The organism is Pseudomonas putida, from assembly GCF_002741075.1.
Lineage (GTDB): Bacteria > Pseudomonadota > Gammaproteobacteria > Pseudomonadales > Pseudomonadaceae > Aquipseudomonas > Aquipseudomonas putida_T.
In genome coordinates this window covers 3229250-3249074 of record NZ_CP016634.1, presented here as the reverse complement: position 1 = coordinate 3249074, position 19825 = coordinate 3229250, and the positions used below count along the sequence as shown (strand labels likewise).

General features: G+C 62.7%; 18 protein-coding genes and 1 pseudogene. 13 read left to right on the top strand and 6 right to left on the bottom strand.

Annotation, left to right across the window (positions count from 1 at the left end):
* Window positions 1-78: 78 nt before the first annotated feature.
* From IEC33019_RS15285 to IEC33019_RS15275, 3 genes are read right to left on the bottom strand one after another with little or no spacing between them, the layout of a single operon-like run.
* Window positions 79-3183 carry an efflux RND transporter permease subunit gene (locus tag IEC33019_RS15285; RefSeq protein WP_003092293.1) on the bottom strand — a complete coding sequence of 1035 codons (3105 nt, stop codon included), beginning with the start codon at window positions 3181-3183 and terminating at the stop codon, window positions 79-81.
* 24 nt (window positions 3184-3207) lie between these two features.
* Window positions 3208-4350 (bottom strand): efflux RND transporter periplasmic adaptor subunit, encoded by a 1143-nt coding sequence (locus tag IEC33019_RS15280; protein ID WP_223294861.1) that lies wholly within the window; start codon window positions 4348-4350, stop codon window positions 3208-3210.
* Window positions 4351-4370: 20 nt separating this feature from the next.
* Window positions 4371-5012 (bottom strand): TetR/AcrR family transcriptional regulator, encoded by a 642-nt coding sequence (locus tag IEC33019_RS15275; RefSeq protein WP_024944154.1) that lies wholly within the window; start codon window positions 5010-5012, stop codon window positions 4371-4373.
* A gap of 100 nt (window positions 5013-5112) precedes the next feature.
* Between IEC33019_RS15275 and IEC33019_RS15270 the strand changes: the two genes are divergently transcribed.
* From IEC33019_RS15270 to IEC33019_RS15255, 4 genes are all read left to right on the top strand, one after another.
* On the top strand, window positions 5113-6516 hold the full coding sequence (locus IEC33019_RS15270) for an efflux transporter outer membrane subunit (protein ID WP_000078291.1): 1404 nt from the start codon (window positions 5113-5115) through the stop codon (window positions 6514-6516).
* A 93-nt stretch (window positions 6517-6609) separates the two neighbouring features.
* Window positions 6610-7515, top strand: a complete 906-nt coding sequence (locus IEC33019_RS15265) for a LysR family transcriptional regulator (protein ID WP_000405670.1) — start codon at window positions 6610-6612, stop codon at window positions 7513-7515.
* 32 nt (window positions 7516-7547) lie between these two features.
* Window positions 7548-7811, top strand: coding sequence for an EexN family lipoprotein (locus IEC33019_RS15260; protein ID WP_000717310.1), 264 nt, complete (start codon window positions 7548-7550; stop codon window positions 7809-7811).
* Between the two features lie 58 nt (window positions 7812-7869).
* Window positions 7870-8187, top strand: a complete 318-nt coding sequence (locus tag IEC33019_RS15255) for a DMT family transporter (protein ID WP_000539741.1) — start codon at window positions 7870-7872, stop codon at window positions 8185-8187.
* Window positions 8188-8415: 228 nt separating this feature from the next.
* Here the strand turns inward: IEC33019_RS15255 and IEC33019_RS15250 are convergent.
* The 3 genes and pseudogenes from IEC33019_RS15250 to IEC33019_RS15240 form a co-directional block, all read right to left on the bottom strand.
* Window positions 8416-8595 (bottom strand): annotated as a pseudogene (locus tag IEC33019_RS15250) (integrase core domain-containing protein); the annotation flags it as partial.
* Window positions 8596-8696: 101 nt separating this feature from the next.
* The gene (locus tag IEC33019_RS15245) at window positions 8697-9227 is read right to left on the bottom strand and encodes a hypothetical protein (RefSeq protein WP_000043569.1); all 531 of its coding nucleotides are present in this window, start codon (window positions 9225-9227) and stop codon (window positions 8697-8699) included.
* A 281-nt stretch (window positions 9228-9508) separates the two neighbouring features.
* On the bottom strand, window positions 9509-10414 hold the full coding sequence (locus IEC33019_RS15240; RefSeq protein ID WP_023093368.1) for a LysR family transcriptional regulator: 906 nt from the start codon (window positions 10412-10414) through the stop codon (window positions 9509-9511).
* A gap of 305 nt (window positions 10415-10719) precedes the next feature.
* Here IEC33019_RS15240 and IEC33019_RS15235 point away from each other — a divergent pair, with 305 nt between their 5' ends.
* The 9 genes from IEC33019_RS15235 to trbL are packed head-to-tail and all read left to right on the top strand — an operon-like array spanning window position 10720 to window position 19812.
* A complete protein-coding gene (locus IEC33019_RS15235; RefSeq protein WP_001163195.1) occupies window positions 10720-12717 on the top strand; it encodes a conjugal transfer protein TraG in 1998 nt (665 codons plus the stop codon).
* Window positions 12714-13190, top strand: coding sequence for a ribbon-helix-helix protein, CopG family (locus tag IEC33019_RS15230; RefSeq protein ID WP_000085131.1), 477 nt, complete (start codon window positions 12714-12716; stop codon window positions 13188-13190). The genes IEC33019_RS15235 and IEC33019_RS15230 overlap by 4 nt, the downstream gene beginning before the upstream one ends.
* On the top strand, window positions 13187-14257 hold the full coding sequence (gene trbB, locus IEC33019_RS15225; protein ID WP_023093367.1) for a P-type conjugative transfer ATPase TrbB: 1071 nt from the start codon (window positions 13187-13189) through the stop codon (window positions 14255-14257). The genes IEC33019_RS15230 and trbB overlap by 4 nt, the downstream gene beginning before the upstream one ends.
* Complete coding sequence (locus IEC33019_RS15220; protein ID WP_000150010.1) at window positions 14254-14640, top strand: TrbC/VirB2 family protein; 387 nt, start codon at window positions 14254-14256, stop codon at window positions 14638-14640. Before trbB ends, IEC33019_RS15220 begins: the two co-directional genes overlap by 4 nt.
* Window positions 14637-14906, top strand: a complete 270-nt coding sequence (locus IEC33019_RS15215) for a VirB3 family type IV secretion system protein (protein ID WP_003092280.1) — start codon at window positions 14637-14639, stop codon at window positions 14904-14906. Before IEC33019_RS15220 ends, IEC33019_RS15215 begins: the two co-directional genes overlap by 4 nt.
* A 12-nt stretch (window positions 14907-14918) precedes the next feature.
* Window positions 14919-17369 carry a conjugal transfer protein TrbE gene (gene trbE / locus IEC33019_RS15210; RefSeq protein WP_000933135.1) on the top strand — a complete coding sequence of 817 codons (2451 nt, stop codon included), beginning with the start codon at window positions 14919-14921 and terminating at the stop codon, window positions 17367-17369.
* Window positions 17366-18109 carry a P-type conjugative transfer protein TrbJ gene (gene trbJ, locus IEC33019_RS15205; RefSeq protein WP_003092277.1) on the top strand — a complete coding sequence of 248 codons (744 nt, stop codon included), beginning with the start codon at window positions 17366-17368 and terminating at the stop codon, window positions 18107-18109. The genes trbE and trbJ overlap by 4 nt, the downstream gene beginning before the upstream one ends.
* A gap of 12 nt (window positions 18110-18121) precedes the next feature.
* On the top strand, window positions 18122-18448 hold the full coding sequence (locus IEC33019_RS15200; RefSeq protein ID WP_014603538.1) for a hypothetical protein: 327 nt from the start codon (window positions 18122-18124) through the stop codon (window positions 18446-18448).
* Window positions 18445-19812: a P-type conjugative transfer protein TrbL gene (trbL, locus tag IEC33019_RS15195; protein WP_023093366.1), complete on the top strand. Its 1368-nt coding sequence runs from the start codon at window positions 18445-18447 to the stop codon at window positions 19810-19812. The genes IEC33019_RS15200 and trbL overlap by 4 nt, the downstream gene beginning before the upstream one ends.
* Window positions 19813-19825 lie beyond the last annotated feature (13 nt).

Here is a 19825-nt window from a genome sequence, read left to right as displayed (position 1 = left end):
GCCTAGCGAGACATACGCATGAAGCGTGGGTGCATACGAATTCTGAGAATGCGCAGCACGCGGCGGCTCGCAAGAGACTCATGAGCGATCTCCATGCGCGGTGGCGACACTCAGGTTCCACGGCCCAATTCGCTTGATTCCAAACAGGACTTCGTAAAGCAGCGGAATCAAGCCCAACGTCACCAGCGTTCCGAGTGCCAGCCCACCGATCATCGCGATCGCCATCCCTTTCCATAATGGTCCGGAGAAGAGCATGAGTGGCACCAGTCCCGAAATGCAGGTGACCTTGGTCATCACGATTGGACGAAGCCGTTGTATCGCGGCCCCAACCAAGGCTTCATGGCGTGGCAGGCCTTCCGCTAGCCCCTGGTCGATGCGTTCCAGCAAGAGCACGGCGTTGTTGACAATGATCCCGAACAGGGCCAGTACGCCGAAGGTCGCCATGAAGCTGAAAGGTGTGCCGGTCAGCTTCAGAGCCAATACCACGCCGATAAGCGTGAAAGGGATCGTCGCGAGGATCACACCGAGCTTGCGGAAAGAATTGAACTGCCATACGAACAGCATCAGCATCGCCAGAAATGCGAGGGGCATGTAGGTCGACAGCGCGGCGTTCGATTCGGCGGCTTCCTCGATCTCGCCGCCAAGTTCAACCGAGTAGCCCGCGGGCAGGTCCAGGGCAGCGACGCTAGGCGCCAGGCGGTTGATGATCTCCTGGGCGGTGTAAGAGGTGTTCTGTCCTTGCACGGTGATCGTGCGGATGAGATTGCGCCGTTGGATGACCGAGGGCTCGCTCGCGAGCGATACGTCTGCGACCTGAGCCAGCGTCACCGCTGGACCGCCGTTGGTGGGATAGATGAGCGTCGCGCCTACGTCTGCCGTGCTGCGACGCTCGCTTACGATACTGCGCAGGACGATCGGGACGGAGGTGTCACCGTCGCGAATAACCGAGATCGATCTGCCGCTGTAGCGGACATCCAGCCCGCCAGCGATGTCTTCAGTCGTCACGCCCGCCCGACGCGCGCGGTCCTGGTCGACCCGTACGTCGATGCGGCCAACGCGCGTATCCCAATCGTTCTTGACGTTGATGGTGCCGGGCAGCTTGCGCAGCGCTGCTTCGATTTTGGACGCGGCCCCCAACAATACCTCCTCATCCGGACCGCTGACGCGATAAATGGCAGTCCCTGACTCGGTCGCACCGAGCGAGAAACGCTTGGGCTCGGCGCGCACGTCGCCATGTGCTTGCGCAAAGTAGCTGCGGGTGCGGGCGAGGACGGCGTCGATGTCGCTCTTCGGCTTCAATGTGACAACGAAGTACGCGATGTTCGATGCCGGCAGTGGTGGATTCAGGCTAAGGATGAAGCGCGGGCCACCATCGGCGACGTAGCCGATGTGATCGGAGACTTCTGGATTGATGTTCGTGTCGCCCAGCCAACCACTGATCTGCTTCACGCGGGCGAGCGTTTCGCGCGAGTCGGTACCGGGGGCGAGCTGCACCGGAATCTGGAACTGAAGCCGGTCGGACTTGGGCATGAAATCGTACGGCAGGGTGGTGAAGCCATACAGCGCAATGGCAAGCGCCGCGATCATCGACGCTACATAGACCGCCTTATGGTGGAGCACCCACTCCAGTACGCGCCGGTAGCCACGGTAGAAGCGGGTGTCATAGGCGTCGCCCTGCTCCTGCTTGTGATGGGGTTTGGCGAAGTGGTAGCACAATAGGGGCGTGACAGTCAGGCACAGCAGCCACGAAGCGAACAACGTCAGTGCCAGCACGACCACGAGATTGTGCAGATACTCGCTCGTGGCGTTCTGGCCAAAAAAGAACGGCGAGAACACGATCACGATCACGAGCGAGGACGTGAGCAGCGGAATGGCGAGCGTGCGGCCCGCCTCGAGGCAGGCATGCTTACGATCTTCGCCACCGGCCAGGCGGCGTTCGATGTCTTCGGCAATCACAATGCCGTTGTCCACCAACAAGCCGAGCGCAATGATGATGGCGCCCATCGAGACGTTCTGAAGCTCGATGTTCATCGCGCGCATGACGATGAGTGCACTGAGGATCGTCAACGGCACGATCATGCCCACGATGATCCCGGTGCGCCAACCGAGAAATAGCACGACGACACCGAGGACGACGATGATCGTCTCCATCATGACGTGGTTCATTTTGCCCATCTCGTGCTTGACGACATCGGCCTGGAAAGTGACGTATGACAGATCGAAACCCGCCGGCAGCAGCTTCTCCTGGTCTGCAACCCGTGCTTTGAGCGCTTTTCCGAACTGCTCCACGTTCTGACCGGAGGCCATCGAAACCGCCATGACGACAGCGGGCTGGCCTTTGTAGATGGCAGCAGATTCCGGCGGATCGGCTGGCCGCACACTCACCTGCGCCAGTTCACCCAATGCGATCGTCGGCACGGGCGCCGTACTACTTTGCGGTCGTGGCAGCGCGATCGGCATTGCTCGCAGGGAGGGAGCGTCACGCACTTCGCCACTGACCGCCAAGGTTGCATTGATGCCGCCGACAACAATTTGTCCACCCGAAGCGACGACGTTCTGTTTGACGAGTTGGTCGATCACCCCCTGTGGTGTCAGCTCCAATCGCGCGAGCCTAGGCCGATCGAATTCGAGATAGACGCGCTCTTCCTGCAGGCCGTAGAAAGTGATGCGCTCAATACCAGGCACGGTGTACAGGCGGTCGCGCATCTGCTTGAGCGCGACGCGCATCTCGCTCATGGAGTAACCTGGTGCAGTGACCGCAATCGAGGCAACCGCGACGCGGCCGAAGTCTTCGTCGACGAAAGGCCCCATCGTGCTCTGTGGTAAGGCATCCTTCGAATCGGCGACCTTGGCCCGGACGCGCTGCCAGATCGGTGCCAAGTCGGTGTAGCGGTCCCAGATCGTGACCTGGATCATGGCGCTGCCTGCGCGCACGGTGCTCGTCACGCGCTTGACCTCTGCCAGTTCGCGCAAGCGCTCCTCGATCGGCCGGGCAATGAGTTGCTCAACGCGTTCGGCGGGCAGCCCCGGGTTCAACGCCGTGACCATCGCATCGCGGACCGTGACAGTCGGCTCCTCCTGAGAAGGAAAATTCAGGAAGGTCGCGATGCCGGCGACGAAAATGATGAGCGCTACAAAGTAGGTAAGTCGACTGGCGCGCAGCGCCATCTCGGTGATCTTCATGATGAAGTAACCTGGTGGATCGCGTTAGCGCTTGGTCAATTGAGTGGTGGCTTCCAGTGGTGTCACTGGCTGTCCATCGGTGAGCCATCCTCCTCCGGCGGCAACCACCGTCTCGCCGGGCTTGAGTCCAGCGAGGACGCGCGCGCTGTCTCCTTCCTGTACCGGCGTGAAGCGCACCGCGCGACGGTGCACCTTCTTATCTTCAGGGGTGTAGACGAAGACGGAAGCCTCGCCCGGCTTCGTGCCGAGCACCAGCGAGGCATAAGGTATGGATACAGTCTCGGGCCGAGAGGTCTTGGAGGTTGCCGCAGGTGCGTCGAGCACGACCTGTACGGGAATACCTGGCCGAAGTGCGCGCGCTTGCGCGTTATCTTCAGGCACTAGCACCACGGGTAGGAGCGAGCCATTTTCGGCGCGCAGACCGACACGACGTACCACCGCTCGGATTGGTTGTTCGGCTCCGCTCCAGCTCAGTTCTGCGCGTTGGCCGACATCTATGTGAGGTGCCTGTGTAGTAGACGCGTTCGCGATGATCTCAGTGCCACTGCGCACGCCGTCGACCTGAAATACCGGCGCACCAGCAGCAATGTCGGTGAACGCCAAAGCCAGCTTTTCCGCCACGACACCATCGAAAGGAGCGACGATCATCGTGCCACGTTGTGCTCGTTCGGCCAGGCCAAGCGCCGCCTTGGCAGTGCGCGCTTGACCCTCTGCGACCGCTAGCTGCGCCTTCGCGCTCTCGAACGCAGCAGGGGAGATGACTTCGCTTTCGAGCAACCGGCGCTGTTGATCTGTCTGTACACGTCGATCCATCAGGCCGGCTTCGGCGGCCGCCAGGGATGCTTGCGCTTGTGTCACGCGAAGCCGGTCAGGTTGCGCATCAAGTTCTGCCAGGACTTGGCCGCGGGAGAACCGTTCACCCACGTCGACGTTCAACTTGGCGATCCGTCCTCCTGTTTCAAATCCTAGGATGCTGCGCTCGGTTGCTCGCGCCGAGCCAGTCAATTCGATGCGAGAGCTATGCGGGAGATCCGACTGCGCGGCGGCGAGCTTCACTGCGCGCGGAGGCTCGGATACGGTGGATTGCGAGTTTCCGCACCCTGAGAGCAGAGTCGAAATGGATAGTGTGCAAGCAACCGCCAAGGAGCGCGGTGCGCACGCGGTCATGACACCGCTACGGACGCGACTCATGTGCGTCCTTTTGCCGGGACAAGTTCGAGATGGCCCGAGGCGAGATCCTGGAGCGCCCGAAAGAAATGCCGCCGCTCTGCGGGTGCGAGTATTGGCAAACCCAGAAGATCGGCGAACAGGGCGCCATCCAATGCCAGCATGATGAGTGCCGCGGTCTCGGTGCCACGCGGGGATCGACGCACGCGTTCGTACTGCACGCGGTAACACTCGCGCAGTGGGTCGAGAAGTGTTGGATCTTCCGCAGCTGCCGCGAGCAGCGCTGCGCCCATCTTCTGCATCTCGTCGTCGGGCATCGCTTCCACCTGGCTCGACAGCCAGGGGTCCGGATCTCCGGCAAACCTGCGCTCGTGATTGGCTTGTACCGCGTCGAACGCCCGGATCATCTCGTCGATCAGTGTCACGAACAAATCGCGTTTGGTCTTGAAGTGATAGAGAAACGCCCCTTTGCTCAACCCGGCCCGCACAACGACGGCGTCCAGTGTCAAGCGACTGGCACCTTCCTCCAGCACCAGTTCGCGGGCGGCCTGCAGGATGCGGTCGCGAGTTCGCTGGGCTCCTTGCTGGAGGCCGGGCTGCGCATCGGCGCTGCTATGGGCAGTGGACGGGGGGGGCAACTTTGTTTTCGCGCGGGGCGGCATGGTCGTGCTCCAAAAAAGCTTGAGTCATATACAGTCCAGACGGTATAGTAGAAGCCATACAACAGTCCGTCAAGACTTTTTCGGAGCGCAAGGAGCTGCCATGTCTCAAATTCTTGAACGCTATCGCCTCATTGCCATGATTTCTCCGCTACTGCTTCTTGCGGCCTGCAGCCATGCCCCGCACTCTGCCGATCCACCTCGCCTGGATGTACCGGCCCATTTCTCAAATGAAGAGGGAGGTGAAGGCATCTTGGACAAATCGTCCCGCCGTACTCTTCCCGTCGATTGGTGGACGGCCTACGGCGATCCGCACCTCAATGCCTTGGTCCGGGCGGCGCTGGAGCGCAATACCGAACTGACGATTGCGCGAGCGCGCGTGGACGAGGCATCGGCCGCCACGCGGCGAGCACGGGCCTCCCTGCTCCCCTCGTTGTCCGCGGGCACGCAGGCAACTCGAGGACGCGACTATTCAGAGAACGTTGCAATCGGCAATGATGGCCGCGCCACGTTGTCCGCATCGTGGGAGGCAGACCTGTCGGGACGGCTTTCGCAGGCAGCAGAAGGTGCGCGCCTGGATGCGGTGGCAGCCGAACAAGCGTGGGTTGCCACGCGGTGGCAGGTCGCGTTTGAAACAGTGTCGGCGGCTGTGCAGCAGCGCCAAGCCAGTGAGCTCGAAGCGCTAGCCGCGGCGCGGCTGGCATCCGCAGAACGACTCGTCTTGCTGATGCAACGGAAGTTCGAGGCCGGACAAGCTACCGGCTTCGACATCGAGCGTACCCGCGCCGGCGTCGTCGCACTGCGCGTGGAGCAAGAGCAACTGCGGCGTGCGCGCGGCGAGGCGACGCATGCACTCGATGTACTAGTGGGACAAACGCCCGGAGCGCCTGCAGCTTCCCCAACTCTTGCGTCGCTCGCCGTCCCGGACTGGACACCGACACGCATACCTGCGGACCTGCTGAGTGAGCGGCCCGACGTGCGCGCCGCCGAAGCGAAGTTCGCCGCCGAAACCGCGCGCTGGAACGCAGCCGAAGGCGAACGCTTCCCCAGGCTGGTGTTGGACCTGAGCGGCGGACGGCAGCGCGTAGAGAGTGTGGGAACCCGCATCACTGGAAACATTTTTTCACTTGGGGCCGGGGTGTCGTTGCCGATCTTCGATGGTGGCGCGATCCGTGCCGGCATCGAGACCGGAGAGGCGCGCAGCCGAGCTGCCCGTGCGGAGTTCGAGCGCACTTTGTTGAGTGCTTTGCAGGACGTAGAGAACGCATATCTCGGTTGGCATACGCAGCACGCAGCACTGGAGCATCAGGCCGAGGGTGTCGCAGTCGCGGAGCGTCAGCTCGATCGCAGCCGACGTCTGTTCGAGGCGGGACAAGTGGACGCCACGGTGGTGGCCGAGGCTGAGGCCGGGGTGCTGTCAGCGCAGGCTTCGCTGATCCGCACGCGGGCCGAGACAGCCATGCAATGGGGCGTCCTGGCAAAAGCATTATCCGGCTCTCCTGTTTGATCGCAGAAACATGCTGGAGCAGCTTGCGAAGGCTAGCTAAATAGCGTGACGCAAGGCGAAGGTGGTGAGGCCTGAGTGATGAGGAATGCGAACATGGAAATTCGACACCTGCGCTACTTTCTGGCGGTGGCAGAGGAGCTGCACTTTGCCCGAGCCGCAGAGCGCCTCCACATAGAGACATCGCCGCTGTCGCGCGCCATCAAGGAACTTGAGGAAGAGTTGGGCGTAGCGCTATTTGCGAGAACCACTCGGAGCACCCGCTTGACTCGTGCGGGCAGGCTCTTCTTTGAGAGCGTGCCGCGTGTCTTCGCAGCTTTGCAGCAGGCGCGCGACAGTGTGAACGCCGCAGCCAATGGCTTTCATTGCCAGCTCCGTATTGCATTGTCTGATGGAATCACGCCATCGCGCCTGCCTGCGTTGTTGGCGCTCTGCCGGCAGGAAGAGCCGGAAGTGGAAGTTCGCTTCTTCGAGGTGCCTTTGGCACAGCAAATCAAGGGATTGTGTGGCGAACTGTACGATCTCGGCTTCGCTCAATCGGATGAAGTCGGCGAAGGCATCATCGCCGTGCCGGTGTGGAGTGACCCTCTGATGGTAGCTGTGCCCGCACGGCACCCCTTGCTATCCCACAAACAGATTCCCCTAGAAGAGCTGTTGCGGTATCCGCTGGTGCTCTGCGACGCGGTGGCGTGTGAGGGCCATGCTCGGCAAGTTGAACGGGTGCTACGTCGCGTGGACATAGAGCCACTGATTGCCGAACGCGTGACTTCCAGCGATCTAATGATGGTCCTGGTTTCGGCGGGACTTGCACTAGGCCTCACAGGAGGCGCGCATATCACAGCCAGCAGGGAACAGGGGGTGGTCGCACGGCCGCTGACTGGACGTTCGCCAATGCTCACGACCTATCTACTACGGCCGGCCAGCGAGCCGTCAGAAATGCTGACTCGCTTCATGGAACGCGTTCATTCGATCAAATCTCCAGATGCCAAAGGTCGGCGGTAAACCATCACACAATCTCCCAAAGAAAATTAACCATGAAGAAGATTGCTCTCATATTGCTTTCCTCGACATTGGCAGCCTGCAGCCCATCTGGGAAACCAGATAAAGCCAACCTTCCGACAGTCGATGAATTAGCGCTCAATCCTGAGCGTCTGAAAGAGTTGCGCAAGCAATGCAAGTTGGATCGACCAATGCTGGGCGACCAACTATGTAACCGGGTTGCCGAGGCTACGCGAAAGCGCTTTTACGAAGATGGCGATGTGCCCCACACCACGCCTAAAGAGCCGCCGAAGTTCTAAGCTGGTGGTCATGCCGGAGTATGTATGCCGGATATGAAAAATTTGAAGGAGAATCGCAATGGGTTGGATCTATCTTGTTTTGGCTGGATTGTTTGAAATCGGATGGCCGGTCGGGCTGAAAATGGCGCAAGAGCCAACATCGCGTTGGAGTGGGGTCGCAGTAGCCGTCTCTTTCATGACAATTAGCGGCGCCTTCCTATGGCTTGCTCAGCGTCAGATACCGATTGGGACTGCTTATGCGGTGTGGACGGGTATCGGAGCGGCGGGAACTTTCTTAGTCGGAATTCATTTCTATGGCGACCCAACCTCCCTGATGCGATACCTTGGCGTGGCGTTGATCATCCTGGGCGTTATCACGCTCAAGTTATCGAGTTGATCGCTAGCTCCATTGGTAGCGTAGTCGCTAGGCGACCCAGCTCCCAGAGTGGATCGGGCGCTGGGAACTCGTACGGTCACCTCCTCTCTCTAGTCGCTATGTGACGAGCTTGCCGGCGCCTCGGGAGAGTTCGAGCCAGTGCGCGTAAGGCGGTGGGAGCACCCATTCCGGGTGGCTCCACCTTCAGTGCCTGCGCCAAGGTGACCTGAGTACGAACTTTGTAGCCAGTCAGGCAGTGAGTTCGGAGGGGATGCTATCGGATTGGATCCAGTTGCGCCGGATCGTCGCCGGCGGTTTGTAAGCATGCGCGCTATGCGGCCGCTGCTCGTTGTAGAACTGTCGCCAACGTTCGATCAGCACCTTCGCTTCGGTCCGACTGCGGAACCATTCGCGGTTGAGCAGTTCGTCGCCCATCGTTGCCTGCGAAGTCAGGACCAGCAGAATCCTGAGGGGAGTTCTCATCATGGTTTTCTCCGTTCAGACGCTTGGGATCAAGCGGCCGGAGACCACTACGCCTGCTTGGCTTTGCGCGCTGCCTCGACCAAGCTGTCGAGCCAGTCCTGATGGCCGTTGATCATCGGGTTGGGTTTGGCGTTGTGCAGCTCCTCGGCCGGTTTGCCCTTCTGAGTTTCCTGCGTGAGGATGCGCACGCGCCTGCCGTCCAGGTTCTCAACCAGCCAGGCGTGATGCACATCCAGGCGCGTATCTGTGCCTTCCTCGCCGGACCAGCCGTGCCAGGCCACGCGGCCGGGTTGCCCATCCGCAGGTGGCACGTATTCGTTGCACTGCCCCTCTACCGGGAAGCCGAAGGTCTCGAAGTAAAACCGATCGCCGTCGGCCAGTACCGGGCCTTTGCCGTCATGAAAGCACACGTTAGCCGAGTTGGCGTAGTAGCTTGGCCACAGCGATGGTGTGACGAGTAGAGGCCATACGTCGGCCGCGCTCAAGCCGGCGGCGATGATCTCATTGGAGGCGAAATTCTCAGTAAAGCCCGGCGTGTAGCCTTCGGGCCAGAGGATGGCGTTCTGTTGCTTGCTCATATCGAAGCTCCTTCACAAAATGTCGATGACGCAACAGGGGTGGCTGCGTCATTCAAGTGGTCATGGAGCAAATCATGAGCCTCCATCTGCAATAAGTGAAATCCTAAGTTTCTATTTTTGATATCATAAAATATGATATCAAGGCCTAGGTTCTGCCATCCACCGACTAGGCTATCTCGCAGCGGCGCTACGAAAGGGCGCGTCTCCAATTGAGCCGACTGATTGCTTATTTGTAGTGCGAGGTAGAGTTGTGCTGAGCATGACGATAGGAGCGATCTTGCCTACTTGTTGTTAGCACAGGAAGTGAACAGCAGTGCTCGTATCCAGCGATGTGCTGGATCGTGATGGGTGCGTTCGTGCCAAGCAGCCGTCTTGGTGAACCCCGGTATCTTCACCGGCGGCAGGGAGATAGCCAGCTTGTCCATACCGGCGACCAAGCGGCTCGGCAAGATCGCAACCATGTCACTGGCACGCAGGATGTCTGGCAAGATCAGAAAGCTCTTGACCGACAGTGTGACGCTGCGTCGTTTGCCCAACTGTTCTAGCGCATCGTCGGTGACGCCGCGGAAACCTCCACCATCGTAGGAAACAAGCGCATGGTCGAGAGCACAGAACTGTTTAACGGTCAGCTTGCGCCCCATAGCCGCAGGATGGTCTTCCCGCAGGACACACACATAGTGTTCCTTGAACAGCTCTCGGGCATGCAGATTTGGCGGAGTGATCTCTGGCGTCAGGAGGGCTAAATCGATCTGACCGCGCTCAAGCTGGTTCTGTAGCTGCCCGCTCTCGACTGGCACTAATGAGACTCGTACACGCGGTGCGTGCCGTTTAAGTGCCGATAGAAATGGGACAGCAACGGCACGCAGCGCATAGTCCGTCGCGGCGATGGAGAAGGTCAGTTGTGCGGTGGCCGGATTGAAGGAAGGTGGCTGGAGCAGCGCGTCGATTTCGGCGAGCACCTGCTTGACAGGCATCCCTAGATCCAGCGCCCGCTGCGTTGGAACGATACCCCGCTGCGAGCGCGCGAAAAGCGGGTCACCGAAGCTCTCGCGCAACCGCGTCAGCATGCCACTCAAGGCCGGCTGGGTTAGTCCCAGACGGGCCGCCGCCCGTGTCACATTGCGTTCGTCTAACAATGCGTCCAGCGCCTTGAGCAAGTTGAGATCCATACTCTTGATATTTTTCATTTTTATTCCAATCTTAAATATCATCGTTTTTCATGATATCTAAATATTGCCTATGAGTGGAAGCAAGGCCCATTGACGGCTTTTTTTGGGTAACTTGCTTGGAACTCTGTATGCGCCGCAGTGCGCTTTCGCTTGCGGCGCTTTTCTTTGACTCGCCACCGCGCTCATTCTTTCTTTTCCCTCGACCATTGTGCTGCGAACGGTCTTTGACCGGCACTAGCCCAGAACCGATCCTGACGCCTGCGACACCCCCTGTGCAACGCTTTCAATGAGACACCAGCGCAGGAGAAATCGGAGGACAGGTCATGCAAGGGACGAACGTTCTGTTCGGCCAGATCGCTGTGGTAATCGGCATCGTGATCGCCGGCGTCTGGGGCGCCACACAATGGACAGCAGCGACCCTTGGCTATCAAGTACGCCTCGGATCGCCCTGGTTCGATCTTCTAGGTGTACCGGTTTATCACCCGTGGCGCTTGTTCGAATGGTGGTTCTTCTTTGATGCCTACGCGCCGCACGTCTTCGACACAGGCGGTGCGATTGCGGGTGGTAGCGGTTTGTTCGCTTTACTCGTCGCCATCGCCATGTCGGTATGGCGTTCTCGGCAGTCGCGGCTGGTTACGACTTATGGTTCGGCACGCTGGGCCGATGCCGTCGACATCCGCAAAGCTGGACTGACCCTCCCGGCGGGCGTCTTCCTCGGCCAACACGACGACCAATACCTCCGACATGAGGGGCCGGAACATGTCCTGAGCTTCGCACCCACGCGCTCGGGCAAGGGCGTGGGCTTGGTGGTGCCTACGTTGCTTTCGTGGCCGGCGTCCGCCGTCATTCACGACATTAAGGGAGAGAACTGGAAGATCACGGCGGGCTGGCGTTCGCGCTTTTCGCACTGCCTGCTTTTCAACCCCACCGATAGGCAGTCGGCCGCCTACAACCCGCTGCTTGAAGTCCGGCGCGGCGCACATGAAGTGCGCGACGTGCAGAACATCGCCGACATTCTGGTTGACCCTGAAGGTGCGTTAGAGAAGCGCAATCATTGGGAGAAGACCAGCCACGCGCTACTGGTCGGTGCAATCTTGCATGTTCTGTACGCAGGCGAGGACAAGACGCTGCGCGGCGTCGCCAACTTCCTCAGCGACCCGGCGTGTCCGTTCGAGCTGACGCTGCACCGGATGATGACGACGAAGCACCTGGGCGATGCGCCTCACCCGGTTGTCGCATCCGCTGCCCGCGAAGTGCTCAACAAGTCGGACAACGAGCGATCGGGCGTGCTCTCCACCGCCATGTCGTTTCTCGGCCTGTACCGCGACCCGACCGTGGCCGAAGTCACATCGCGCTGCGATTGGCGCATCGCCGACCTGATTTCCGCCGAGCACCCGGTATCGCTCTATCTGGTGGTGCCGCCCTCCGACATAAGCCGCACCAAGCCGCTGATCCGGCTCATCTTGAACCAGATCGGGCGGCGGCTGACCGAATCGCTCGACGGCAGCGATGGCATCGCGCGCCGGCACAAGCTGCTGCTGATGCTGGACGAGTTTCCGGCGCTGGGTCGCCTCGATTTTTTCGAGTCCGCGCTTGCCTTCATGGCCGGCTACGGCATCCGCAGCTTTCTCATCGCTCAAAGCCTGAACCAGATCGACAAGGCGTATGGGCAGAACCATTCCATCCTCGACAACTGCCATGTCCGGGTGACTTTCGCCACCAACGACGAAAGGACGGCGAAAAGGATTTCCGAAACCCTCGGCACCGCCACCGAGCTTCGCGCGCAGCGCAACTACGCGGGCCACCGCCTCGCTCCGTGGCTGGGGCACCTGATGGTGTCGCGTCAGGAAACTGCACGTCCGCTGCTGACGCCCGGCGAGGTGATGCAGCTTCCACCTGAGGACGCCGTAGTCATGGTGTCCAGCGTTGCCCCGATCCGCGCGAAGAAGCTGCGTTACTACGTCGACGCCAATTTCAAGGATCGCGTCCTGCCACCGCCCGTGCTCGCAGTCGGGAGGTACGCCGACGCGCCGCCAGCCCGCCCCGACGACTGGAGCGGCTTGGCGATCCCGGCCGTACCTACGGCGCCGACCTCGGTATCCGCCGATGGTCCGGGCGGCACCGATGACGGCGGCCCGCGCCGCCAGCTCGAACTCTCCGAAACCGTCGCCTACGAGCCCGAGTTGGACGCGTGTGCGAACGACCTGGAGCTGCTCGATGACGACGACCTGGCGCTCCCGCTTCCCGGCCAGCTCGACCCGGCCATGCAGCGCACGGCCCGGCTGGCTTCTCTCGACCCCAACGACGGAATCGACCTATGAGCCAATACCGCCTCAATCTTTTCATCCAGCCCGAGCACGCCAAGCGCCTGGATGAACTTGCCGCCAAGAAAGGCGTGTCCAAGTCCTCCATCGTCGCAGCGGCCTTGGCGTCCTGGCTGTCACCCGATGCGGGCGACCAGCGTGAGGCCGCCATTGCCAAGCGGCTGGATCGACTGTCGCGGCAGACCGAACGCATGGAGCGCGACCAGAACATCCAGATCGAAACGCTGGCGCTGTTCATCCGCTATTTCTTGACCATCAGCACGCCGGTGCCAGAAGCCCACAAGGACGCGGCCCGCGCCCAGGGCAAAGCGCGCTTCGAGCAGTTCGTCGAGCAGTTGGGTCGCCACCTGCTGCGTGGCCGCAGTCTGGTGCGCGACGTGGTGGAGGAACTGCACCCCGATCCGATGCGGATGGATGACGCAGCAGCGATGGCGTCCGCCGATGAGCGAGCTGCAGAGCGTGCGTCATGAGTGCCGTTCCGCAGATTCCGCCTGAATCTCGCTCATCCGCCGCGGCGTCCCAGGATCGCCGCATCCAGATGCTGCGCACGGCGATGGGGCCGCTGATCGCCGCTGCGCTCGAAGATCCGGATGTTGTGGAAATCATGCTCAACCCCGATCGCACCCTGTGGGTGGATCGGCTGTCGTCGGGTCGCTCGCCGCTGGGCGTGGAGATGCCCGAGGCCGATGGTGAACGCATCATCCGCCTGGTCGCCGCGCATGTCGGCGCGGAGGTGCATCGCGGCCAGCCGCTCTTGACCGCCGAGTTGCCGGAAACCGGCGAGCGTTTCGAGGGCATCCTGCCTCCGGCCGCCCCGGGGCCAGCCTTCGCGCTACGCAAGCGGGCCGTGAGCATCATCGGCCTGGATCGCTACGTGGCCGACGGCATCCTGACCGCCGGGCAGGCCGAGTTCCTGCGCCGCGCCGTGCGCGAGCGGCAGAACATCCTGATCGCCGGCGGCACCAGCACCGGCAAGACCACGCTGGCGAACGCGCTGCTGGCCGAGATCGCCGCCACAGGCGACCGCGTGCTGGTGCTCGAAGACACCATCGAGCTGCAATGCGCGGCCCGCGACCATGTGCCGCTGCGCACCCGCGCCGGCGTCGTCACAATGACCGAGCTGGTGCGGGCCACGATGCGCCTGCGGCCTGACCGCGTGATCGTCGGCGAAGTGCGTGGCGGCGAAGCCCTGGACTTGGTGAAGGTCTGGGGCACCGGCCACCCCGGCGGCATTGCCACCATCCATGCCGGCTCCGCCTTGGGCGCACTGCTGCGTCTGGAGCAACTGATCCTCGAAGTGGCAGTGAATCCGCCCCGCGCCCTGATCGCCGAGGCGGTCAACGTGGTGATTCACATCGCAGGCCGTGGCCGCAAACGTCACGTCGAAACCATCTCCCGTGTCGTCGGCTTCGACGGTGCGGGCTATCGCCTGACAGATGCGCTGGAAACGCCGTTTCCCGAGCTGCCGCCGGTTCCTCTTGCAGCCGCTGCCGCTGCGCCTTCCTCGACCCCTGACCAACCTGGAGAACTGCCATGACGCACGTTGATGCTTTCCGTCTTTCCGTAAATCCTATTTCTCGCCTGTCCAGCATGGCGCGGCTGCGCCACCTGGCCCGTCCCGCAGGGCAAGGGCTGCTGCTGGCCGCGCTGATGCTGTTGCTGGCGGGCACGGCGCAGGCCGCCGGTTCCTCGATGCCGTGGGAAGGGCCGCTGACCTCCATCCTCGAATCCATCCAAGGGCCAGTCGCCCGGATCGTGGCGGTGATCATCATCATCTCGACGGGGCTTGCGCTGGCGTTCGGTGATACCAGCGGCGGCTTTCGCAAGCTGATCCAGATCGTGTTCGGCCTGTCCATCGCGTTCGCCGCGTCCTCGTTCTTCCTGTCGTTCTTCAGCTTCTCCGGAGGGGCCGTCGTATGAGTAAGGCCACCGATCTTCCGGGCTTTGAAGTGCCGCTGCATCGCTCGCTGACCGAGCCGATCCTGCTGGGCGGTGCGCCGCGCACCGTGGCGATTGCCAACGGCACGCTAGCCGCCGCCGTCGGGCTGGGCCTGCAACTGTGGATTCCCGGCGTGGTGCTCTGGATCGTCGGCCACTCGCTGGCCGTATGGGGTGCGCGCGTCGATCCGCAGTTCATGCAGGTCTTCGCGCGGCATATCAAACACCGCCCGCTTCTGGACGTGTGAGGGGAGGACGCCATGCTGAACCTTGCCGAATATCGTCAGCGCCCGGCCTTGCTTGCCGACTGGCTGCCCTGGGCCGGGCTGGTCGCGCCGGGCGTTGTGCTGAACAAAGATGGTTCGTTTCAACGCACGTTCCAGTTTCGCGGCCCCGACTTGGACAGTGCGACACAGGGCGAGCTGATTGCCACGTCGGCGCGGCAGAACAACGCGCTTCGCCGTACCGGGTCTGGCTGGGCCTTCTATATCGAGGCCGAGCGGATGCGGGCATCGAGCTATCCGCAATCCTCCTTTCCCGAACCACTGTCCTGGCTGGTGGATGAGGAGCGACGCGCGGCGTTCGAGGAGTCGGATGGCCATTTCGAGAGCGTCTATCACTTCACGTTGCAACACCTACCGCCGCAAGAGTCTCGCGCCCGTGCGGCTGGGATGCTGTACGAGAACCGGCCCACTGAGGGTGTGGACTGGCGTGGTCGGCTTGATTCCTTCGTGGCAGAGACCGATCGCGTGTTCGACCTGCTCGATGGTGTGATGCCGGAGATTGCCTGGCTGGACGATAGCCAGACGCTGACCTACCTGCATGCCACAGTCTCCACGCGGCGCTATCGCGTCGGCGTGCCCGACGTGCCGTTCCATATCGACGCACTGCTGGCCGATGCCGCGCTGGTCGGCGGCCTGGCGCCCATGCTGGGCGATCAGCACCTGCGCGTGGTGTCGGTACGAGGCTTCCCGACCTCGACCTGGCCGGGGATCTTGGACGACCTCAACCGCCTGGGCTTTGCGTATCGCTGGAGTACGCGCTTCCTGTGCCTGGACAAAGCCGAGGCGGAACGGGAATTGGGGCGCTTGCGGCGCCAATGGTTCGCCAAGCGCAAGAACGTCATCGCGCTGCTGCGCGAAACGATCTTTCAGCAGGAAAGCCCGCTGGTCGATACCGATGCCAGCAACAAGGCCGCCGACGCCGATGCCGCCTTGCAGGAGCTGGGCAGCGATCAAGTCGCCTTCGGCTACCTCACCGCCACGGTGACGGTGCTCGACGCCGACCCGGCCGTGGCCGACGAGAAGCTGCGCATGGTGGAGCGCGTCATCCAGGGCCGGGGTTTCGTGACCATCCCCGAAACCCTCAACGCAGTCGATGCCTGGCTGTCGTCCGTCCCCGGCAACGCATACGCGAACGTGCGTCAGCCCATCGTTTCGACGCTGAACCTGGCGCACATGATGCCGATGTCAGCGGTATGGGCTGGGCCGGAGAAGAACGAACACCTCGATGGCCCGCCGCTGATCGTCACCCGCACCGATGGCGCGACGCCGTTCCGGCTGGTGACGCACATCGGCGACGTGGGGCACACCCTTGTCGCCGGGCCGACCGGCATGGGCAAGTCGGTGCTGCTCGCCATATTGGCCATGCAGTTCCGGCGCTACTTCGGCTCGCGGATCTTCGCCTTCGACATGGGGCGCTCGATGCGCGCCACCATCCTCGGCCTTGGCGGTGAGCACTACGACCTCGGTGCCGATGGCGGCATCGCCTTCCAGCCACTCGCGCGAATAGCCCACGAGGGCTACCGCACCTGGGCCGCCGAATGGGTGGAGGGCCGGCTGCTGCACGAAGGCGTGACGGTCGGCCCGGACGAGAAGGCTGCCATTTGGTCGGCGCTGCGAAGCCTTGCCGGTGCGCCAGTGGAGCAGCGCACCATGACCGGCTTGTCGGTGTTATTGCAGTCCAACGCGCTGCGCCAAGCGCTCGCGCCCTATGTGTTGGGCGGCGCCCACGGCAAGCTGCTGGACGCTGACCACGACCGGCTGGGCATGGCCGACGTGCAGGGCTTTGAGATGGAAGAACTGATGCACAGCCCCGCCGCCGTGCAAGCAGTGCTGCGCTACCTGTTCGCCCGCTTCGACGAACGTTTTGACGGCGCGCCCACGCTGCTGATCCTCGATGAAGCGTGGCTGTTCCTCGATGAGCCGTCCTTCGCGGCCCGCATCCGGCAATGGCTCAAGACGCTCAGAAAAAAGAACGTCAGCGTCATCTTTGCCACGCAGTCGCTGGCCGACATCAAGGACTCGACCATCGCGCCAGCCATCATCGAAAGCTGCGCGAGCAGGATCTTCTTACCTAACCCGCAGGCCACCGAGCCGCAGATTCGCACGATCTACGAAGGCTTCGGCTTGAACAGCCGCCAGATTGAGATCGTGGCGACCGCACAGCCCAAGCGCGATTACTACTACCAGTCGCGCCTCGGCAATCGCCTGTTCGACCTCGACCTGGGGCCTGTCGCGCTCGCATTCGCGGGCGCATCCACCCCTCAAGACCAACGCGATATTGACCGCGTGCTGACGCAGGCCGGCGCTCCCGGCTTCGCCGGCGCGTGGCTGCGCCATCGCGGCCTCGGCTGGGCCGCCGACCTGCTGCCGTCCGCTCCGGCGGCAGCTTCCTTTCTCGCTTCTCAACCGCTGGAGGTTTCACCATGAAGACCAAGCCCCGTTTGCTCTCTGTCTCACTCGCTGCCGTGCTGTCGGTATCGCTGCTGGCCGTGCAGCCCGCATCCGCGCTGACGGTGTTCGACCCGTCCAACTTCGTGCAGAACACGCTGACCGCCGTGCGCACGCTGGAACAGATCAACAACCAGATCAACCAGCTTCAGAACGAGGCGCAGATGTTGATGAACCAGGCCAGGAACCTGGCAAATCTCGACTTCAACATCGTCAACCGCCTGCGCTCGACGCTCGCCACCACCGAGCGCCTGATCGCCGAGGCGCGCGGCTTGGCCTACGACGTGCAGAGCATGGATGCCACGTTCGCCCGCCTGTACCCGGAACAGTACGCCGCCACCATCAGCGGCGACCGCATGGCACAGGACGCCCGCGAACGCTGGCAGAACACCTTGAACGGCTTGCACACCGCGATGCGGATGCAGGCGCAGGTGTCGCAGAACCTCGCCCAAGACGAAAGCGCGCTGGCCGATCTCGTGAGCCAGAGCCAGTCGGCCACCGGCGCGCTGCAAGCGATGCAGGCGACGAACCAGCTCCTGGCTTTGCAGGCCAAGCAGTCGATCCAGGCGCAGCAGCTCCAGATCACGCAAGACCGGGCCGCTTCACTGGAACTGGCGCGGCAAGCGGCGGCTATGGAGCGCGCCCGCGAAGTGCGGCGGCGCTTTCTGGGCACCGGCACGCCGTACACGCCGCAGTCCGTCAACTTCTATAACAACTGACCGGAGGCGGCCATGCGATGCGCTTCCGTCCTGATGGCCGTGCTGCTGACCGCGTGCGGCCAGCAGCCGGCCGAGAACCTGGCCGACGCCCTGGCCGCAGATCCGGTGCGGCTCAAGGCGTTGCGCGGGCAATGCGCGGCCGACCGGCAGGCCGTGGGCGAGGATGCCTGCCGCGCCGCCGCTGAAGCCTTCCGGCGGCGCTTCTTCGCCGGCCATACCGGGCCGGATGAATACAACTCGCTGGCTGAACTCCCGCCGATTCCGCCGAGCTTCGATACGCCCGCAGATGAATTGCCAGAGGGCGCCGTTCCGCTCACTCCGCCCGAGGATTCGCCATGAACGACGTGACCATCATCGACCGTTTCCTCGATACGTTCTCGCGCTACATCGACTCGGGCTTCGGCTTATTGCAGGGCGAAGTGGCATTTCTCACCGCCACGCTCATCGTCATCGACATGACGATCGCTGGCCTGTATTGGGCCATGAGCCACGCCACCGGCCAGGGCGACGACGTGATCGCCAAGCTGCTGCGCAAGGTGCTCTGTGTCGGCGCGTTCGCCTACATCATCGGCAACTTCAACTGGCTGGCGAGCATCGTGTTCCGCTCGTTCGCCGGCTTGGGAATTACCGCTACCGGCTCGGCCATCACGATGGAGAACTTCCTTCAGCCGGGCCGGCTGGCGAAGACCGGCATCGACGCAGCCGCGCCGATTCTGGAACAGATCGGGGACATGGCTGGGTTCCCCGAGGTGTTCGTGAACATCGACCCTATCGTGGTTCTGTTCATCGCCTGGCTGGTGGTGATCCTCTGCTTCTTCGTGCTGGCCGTACAGCTTTTCATCACGCTGATCGAGTTCAAACTGACTACGCTCGCCGGCTTCGTCTTGATCCCGTTTGCACTCTGGAACAAGACCTCGTTCCTCGCGGAAAAGGTGCTAGGCAACGTGGTGTCGTCAGGCATCAAGGTCTTGGTGCTGGCCGTCATCGTCGGCATCGGTTCAGGCCTGTTCGCCGAGTTCCAGGTGCATCCCGACGAACCATCCATCGACCACGCGCTGGTCGTGATGCTGGCCTCGCTCGCGCTGCTGGCGCTGGGCATTTTCGGCCCCGGTATCGCCACCGGCCTGGTGTCCGGTGCGCCACAGCTTGGTGCGGGCGCGATGGCTGGTGCTGCGGTCGGGGCTGTCGGCACCGGCGTTGCCATCGGCGCCGCCGTAACGGGCGTGGGCGGCGCCGTCATGGCCGGGGCACGAATGGCCCCGGCGGCCGCAAAGCTGGCCGGTGCCGGTGCGCGTGCCGCGACTTCGGCGGCCGGCAGTGCCCGATCGGCGTTCCAGGCCGGTTCCGCTGCGGCCGGCGGCGGTGCCAAGGGCGCGGCGGCTGGCCTCGGCAATGTCGCCAAGACTGGCGCACAAGCCGCAGGCCGCAGCGTCACCTCTGGTGCTTCCGCTGTTGGGCAGAAGGTGGCCGACTCCTTCCGCGCTGGCTGGAACGGCACAGAAGCCGGCAGCGACGGTGCTGGCCCCGGCCAGACCGCAGACGGCACCGCAGGCTCGCAGAAGCAACAGCAACCGGCCTGGGCCAAGCGGATGCACCGCCGCCAGCAGGCTACCCATGCCGCGACCACTGCCGCCCACACGCTGCGCGGCGGCGACGGCGGCGGCTCCGGGCAAGGCCCGAGCCTGCGGGATTCCGATACCTAACCTTCAAGGAGAA

What these genes read in the sequence shown, in the direction of transcription:
- IEC33019_RS15285 (WP_003092293.1), bottom strand. Translation starts at nt 3,183, where the DNA reads ATGAAGATCACCGAGATGGCGCTGCGCGCCAGTCGACTTACCTACTTT.
- IEC33019_RS15280 (WP_223294861.1), bottom strand. Translation starts at nt 4,350, where the DNA reads ATGACCGCGTGCGCACCGCGCTCCTTGGCGGTTGCTTGCACACTATCC.
- IEC33019_RS15275 (WP_024944154.1), bottom strand. Translation starts at nt 5,012, where the DNA reads ATGCCGCCCCGCGCGAAAACAAAGTTGCCCCCCCCGTCCACTGCCCAT.
- IEC33019_RS15270 (WP_000078291.1), top strand. Translation starts at nt 5,113, where the DNA reads ATGTCTCAAATTCTTGAACGCTATCGCCTCATTGCCATGATTTCTCCG.
- IEC33019_RS15265 (WP_000405670.1), top strand. Translation starts at nt 6,610, where the DNA reads ATGGAAATTCGACACCTGCGCTACTTTCTGGCGGTGGCAGAGGAGCTG.
- IEC33019_RS15260 (WP_000717310.1), top strand. Translation starts at nt 7,548, where the DNA reads ATGAAGAAGATTGCTCTCATATTGCTTTCCTCGACATTGGCAGCCTGC.
- IEC33019_RS15255 (WP_000539741.1), top strand. Translation starts at nt 7,870, where the DNA reads ATGGGTTGGATCTATCTTGTTTTGGCTGGATTGTTTGAAATCGGATGG.
- IEC33019_RS15245 (WP_000043569.1), bottom strand. Translation starts at nt 9,227, where the DNA reads ATGAGCAAGCAACAGAACGCCATCCTCTGGCCCGAAGGCTACACGCCG.
- IEC33019_RS15240 (WP_023093368.1), bottom strand. Translation starts at nt 10,414, where the DNA reads ATGAAAAATATCAAGAGTATGGATCTCAACTTGCTCAAGGCGCTGGAC.
- IEC33019_RS15235 (WP_001163195.1), top strand. Translation starts at nt 10,720, where the DNA reads ATGCAAGGGACGAACGTTCTGTTCGGCCAGATCGCTGTGGTAATCGGC.
- IEC33019_RS15230 (WP_000085131.1), top strand. Translation starts at nt 12,714, where the DNA reads ATGAGCCAATACCGCCTCAATCTTTTCATCCAGCCCGAGCACGCCAAG.
- trbB (WP_023093367.1), top strand. Translation starts at nt 13,187, where the DNA reads ATGAGTGCCGTTCCGCAGATTCCGCCTGAATCTCGCTCATCCGCCGCG.
- IEC33019_RS15220 (WP_000150010.1), top strand. Translation starts at nt 14,254, where the DNA reads ATGACGCACGTTGATGCTTTCCGTCTTTCCGTAAATCCTATTTCTCGC.
- IEC33019_RS15215 (WP_003092280.1), top strand. Translation starts at nt 14,637, where the DNA reads ATGAGTAAGGCCACCGATCTTCCGGGCTTTGAAGTGCCGCTGCATCGC.
- trbE (WP_000933135.1), top strand. Translation starts at nt 14,919, where the DNA reads ATGCTGAACCTTGCCGAATATCGTCAGCGCCCGGCCTTGCTTGCCGAC.
- trbJ (WP_003092277.1), top strand. Translation starts at nt 17,366, where the DNA reads ATGAAGACCAAGCCCCGTTTGCTCTCTGTCTCACTCGCTGCCGTGCTG.
- IEC33019_RS15200 (WP_014603538.1), top strand. Translation starts at nt 18,122, where the DNA reads ATGCGATGCGCTTCCGTCCTGATGGCCGTGCTGCTGACCGCGTGCGGC.
- trbL (WP_023093366.1), top strand. Translation starts at nt 18,445, where the DNA reads ATGAACGACGTGACCATCATCGACCGTTTCCTCGATACGTTCTCGCGC.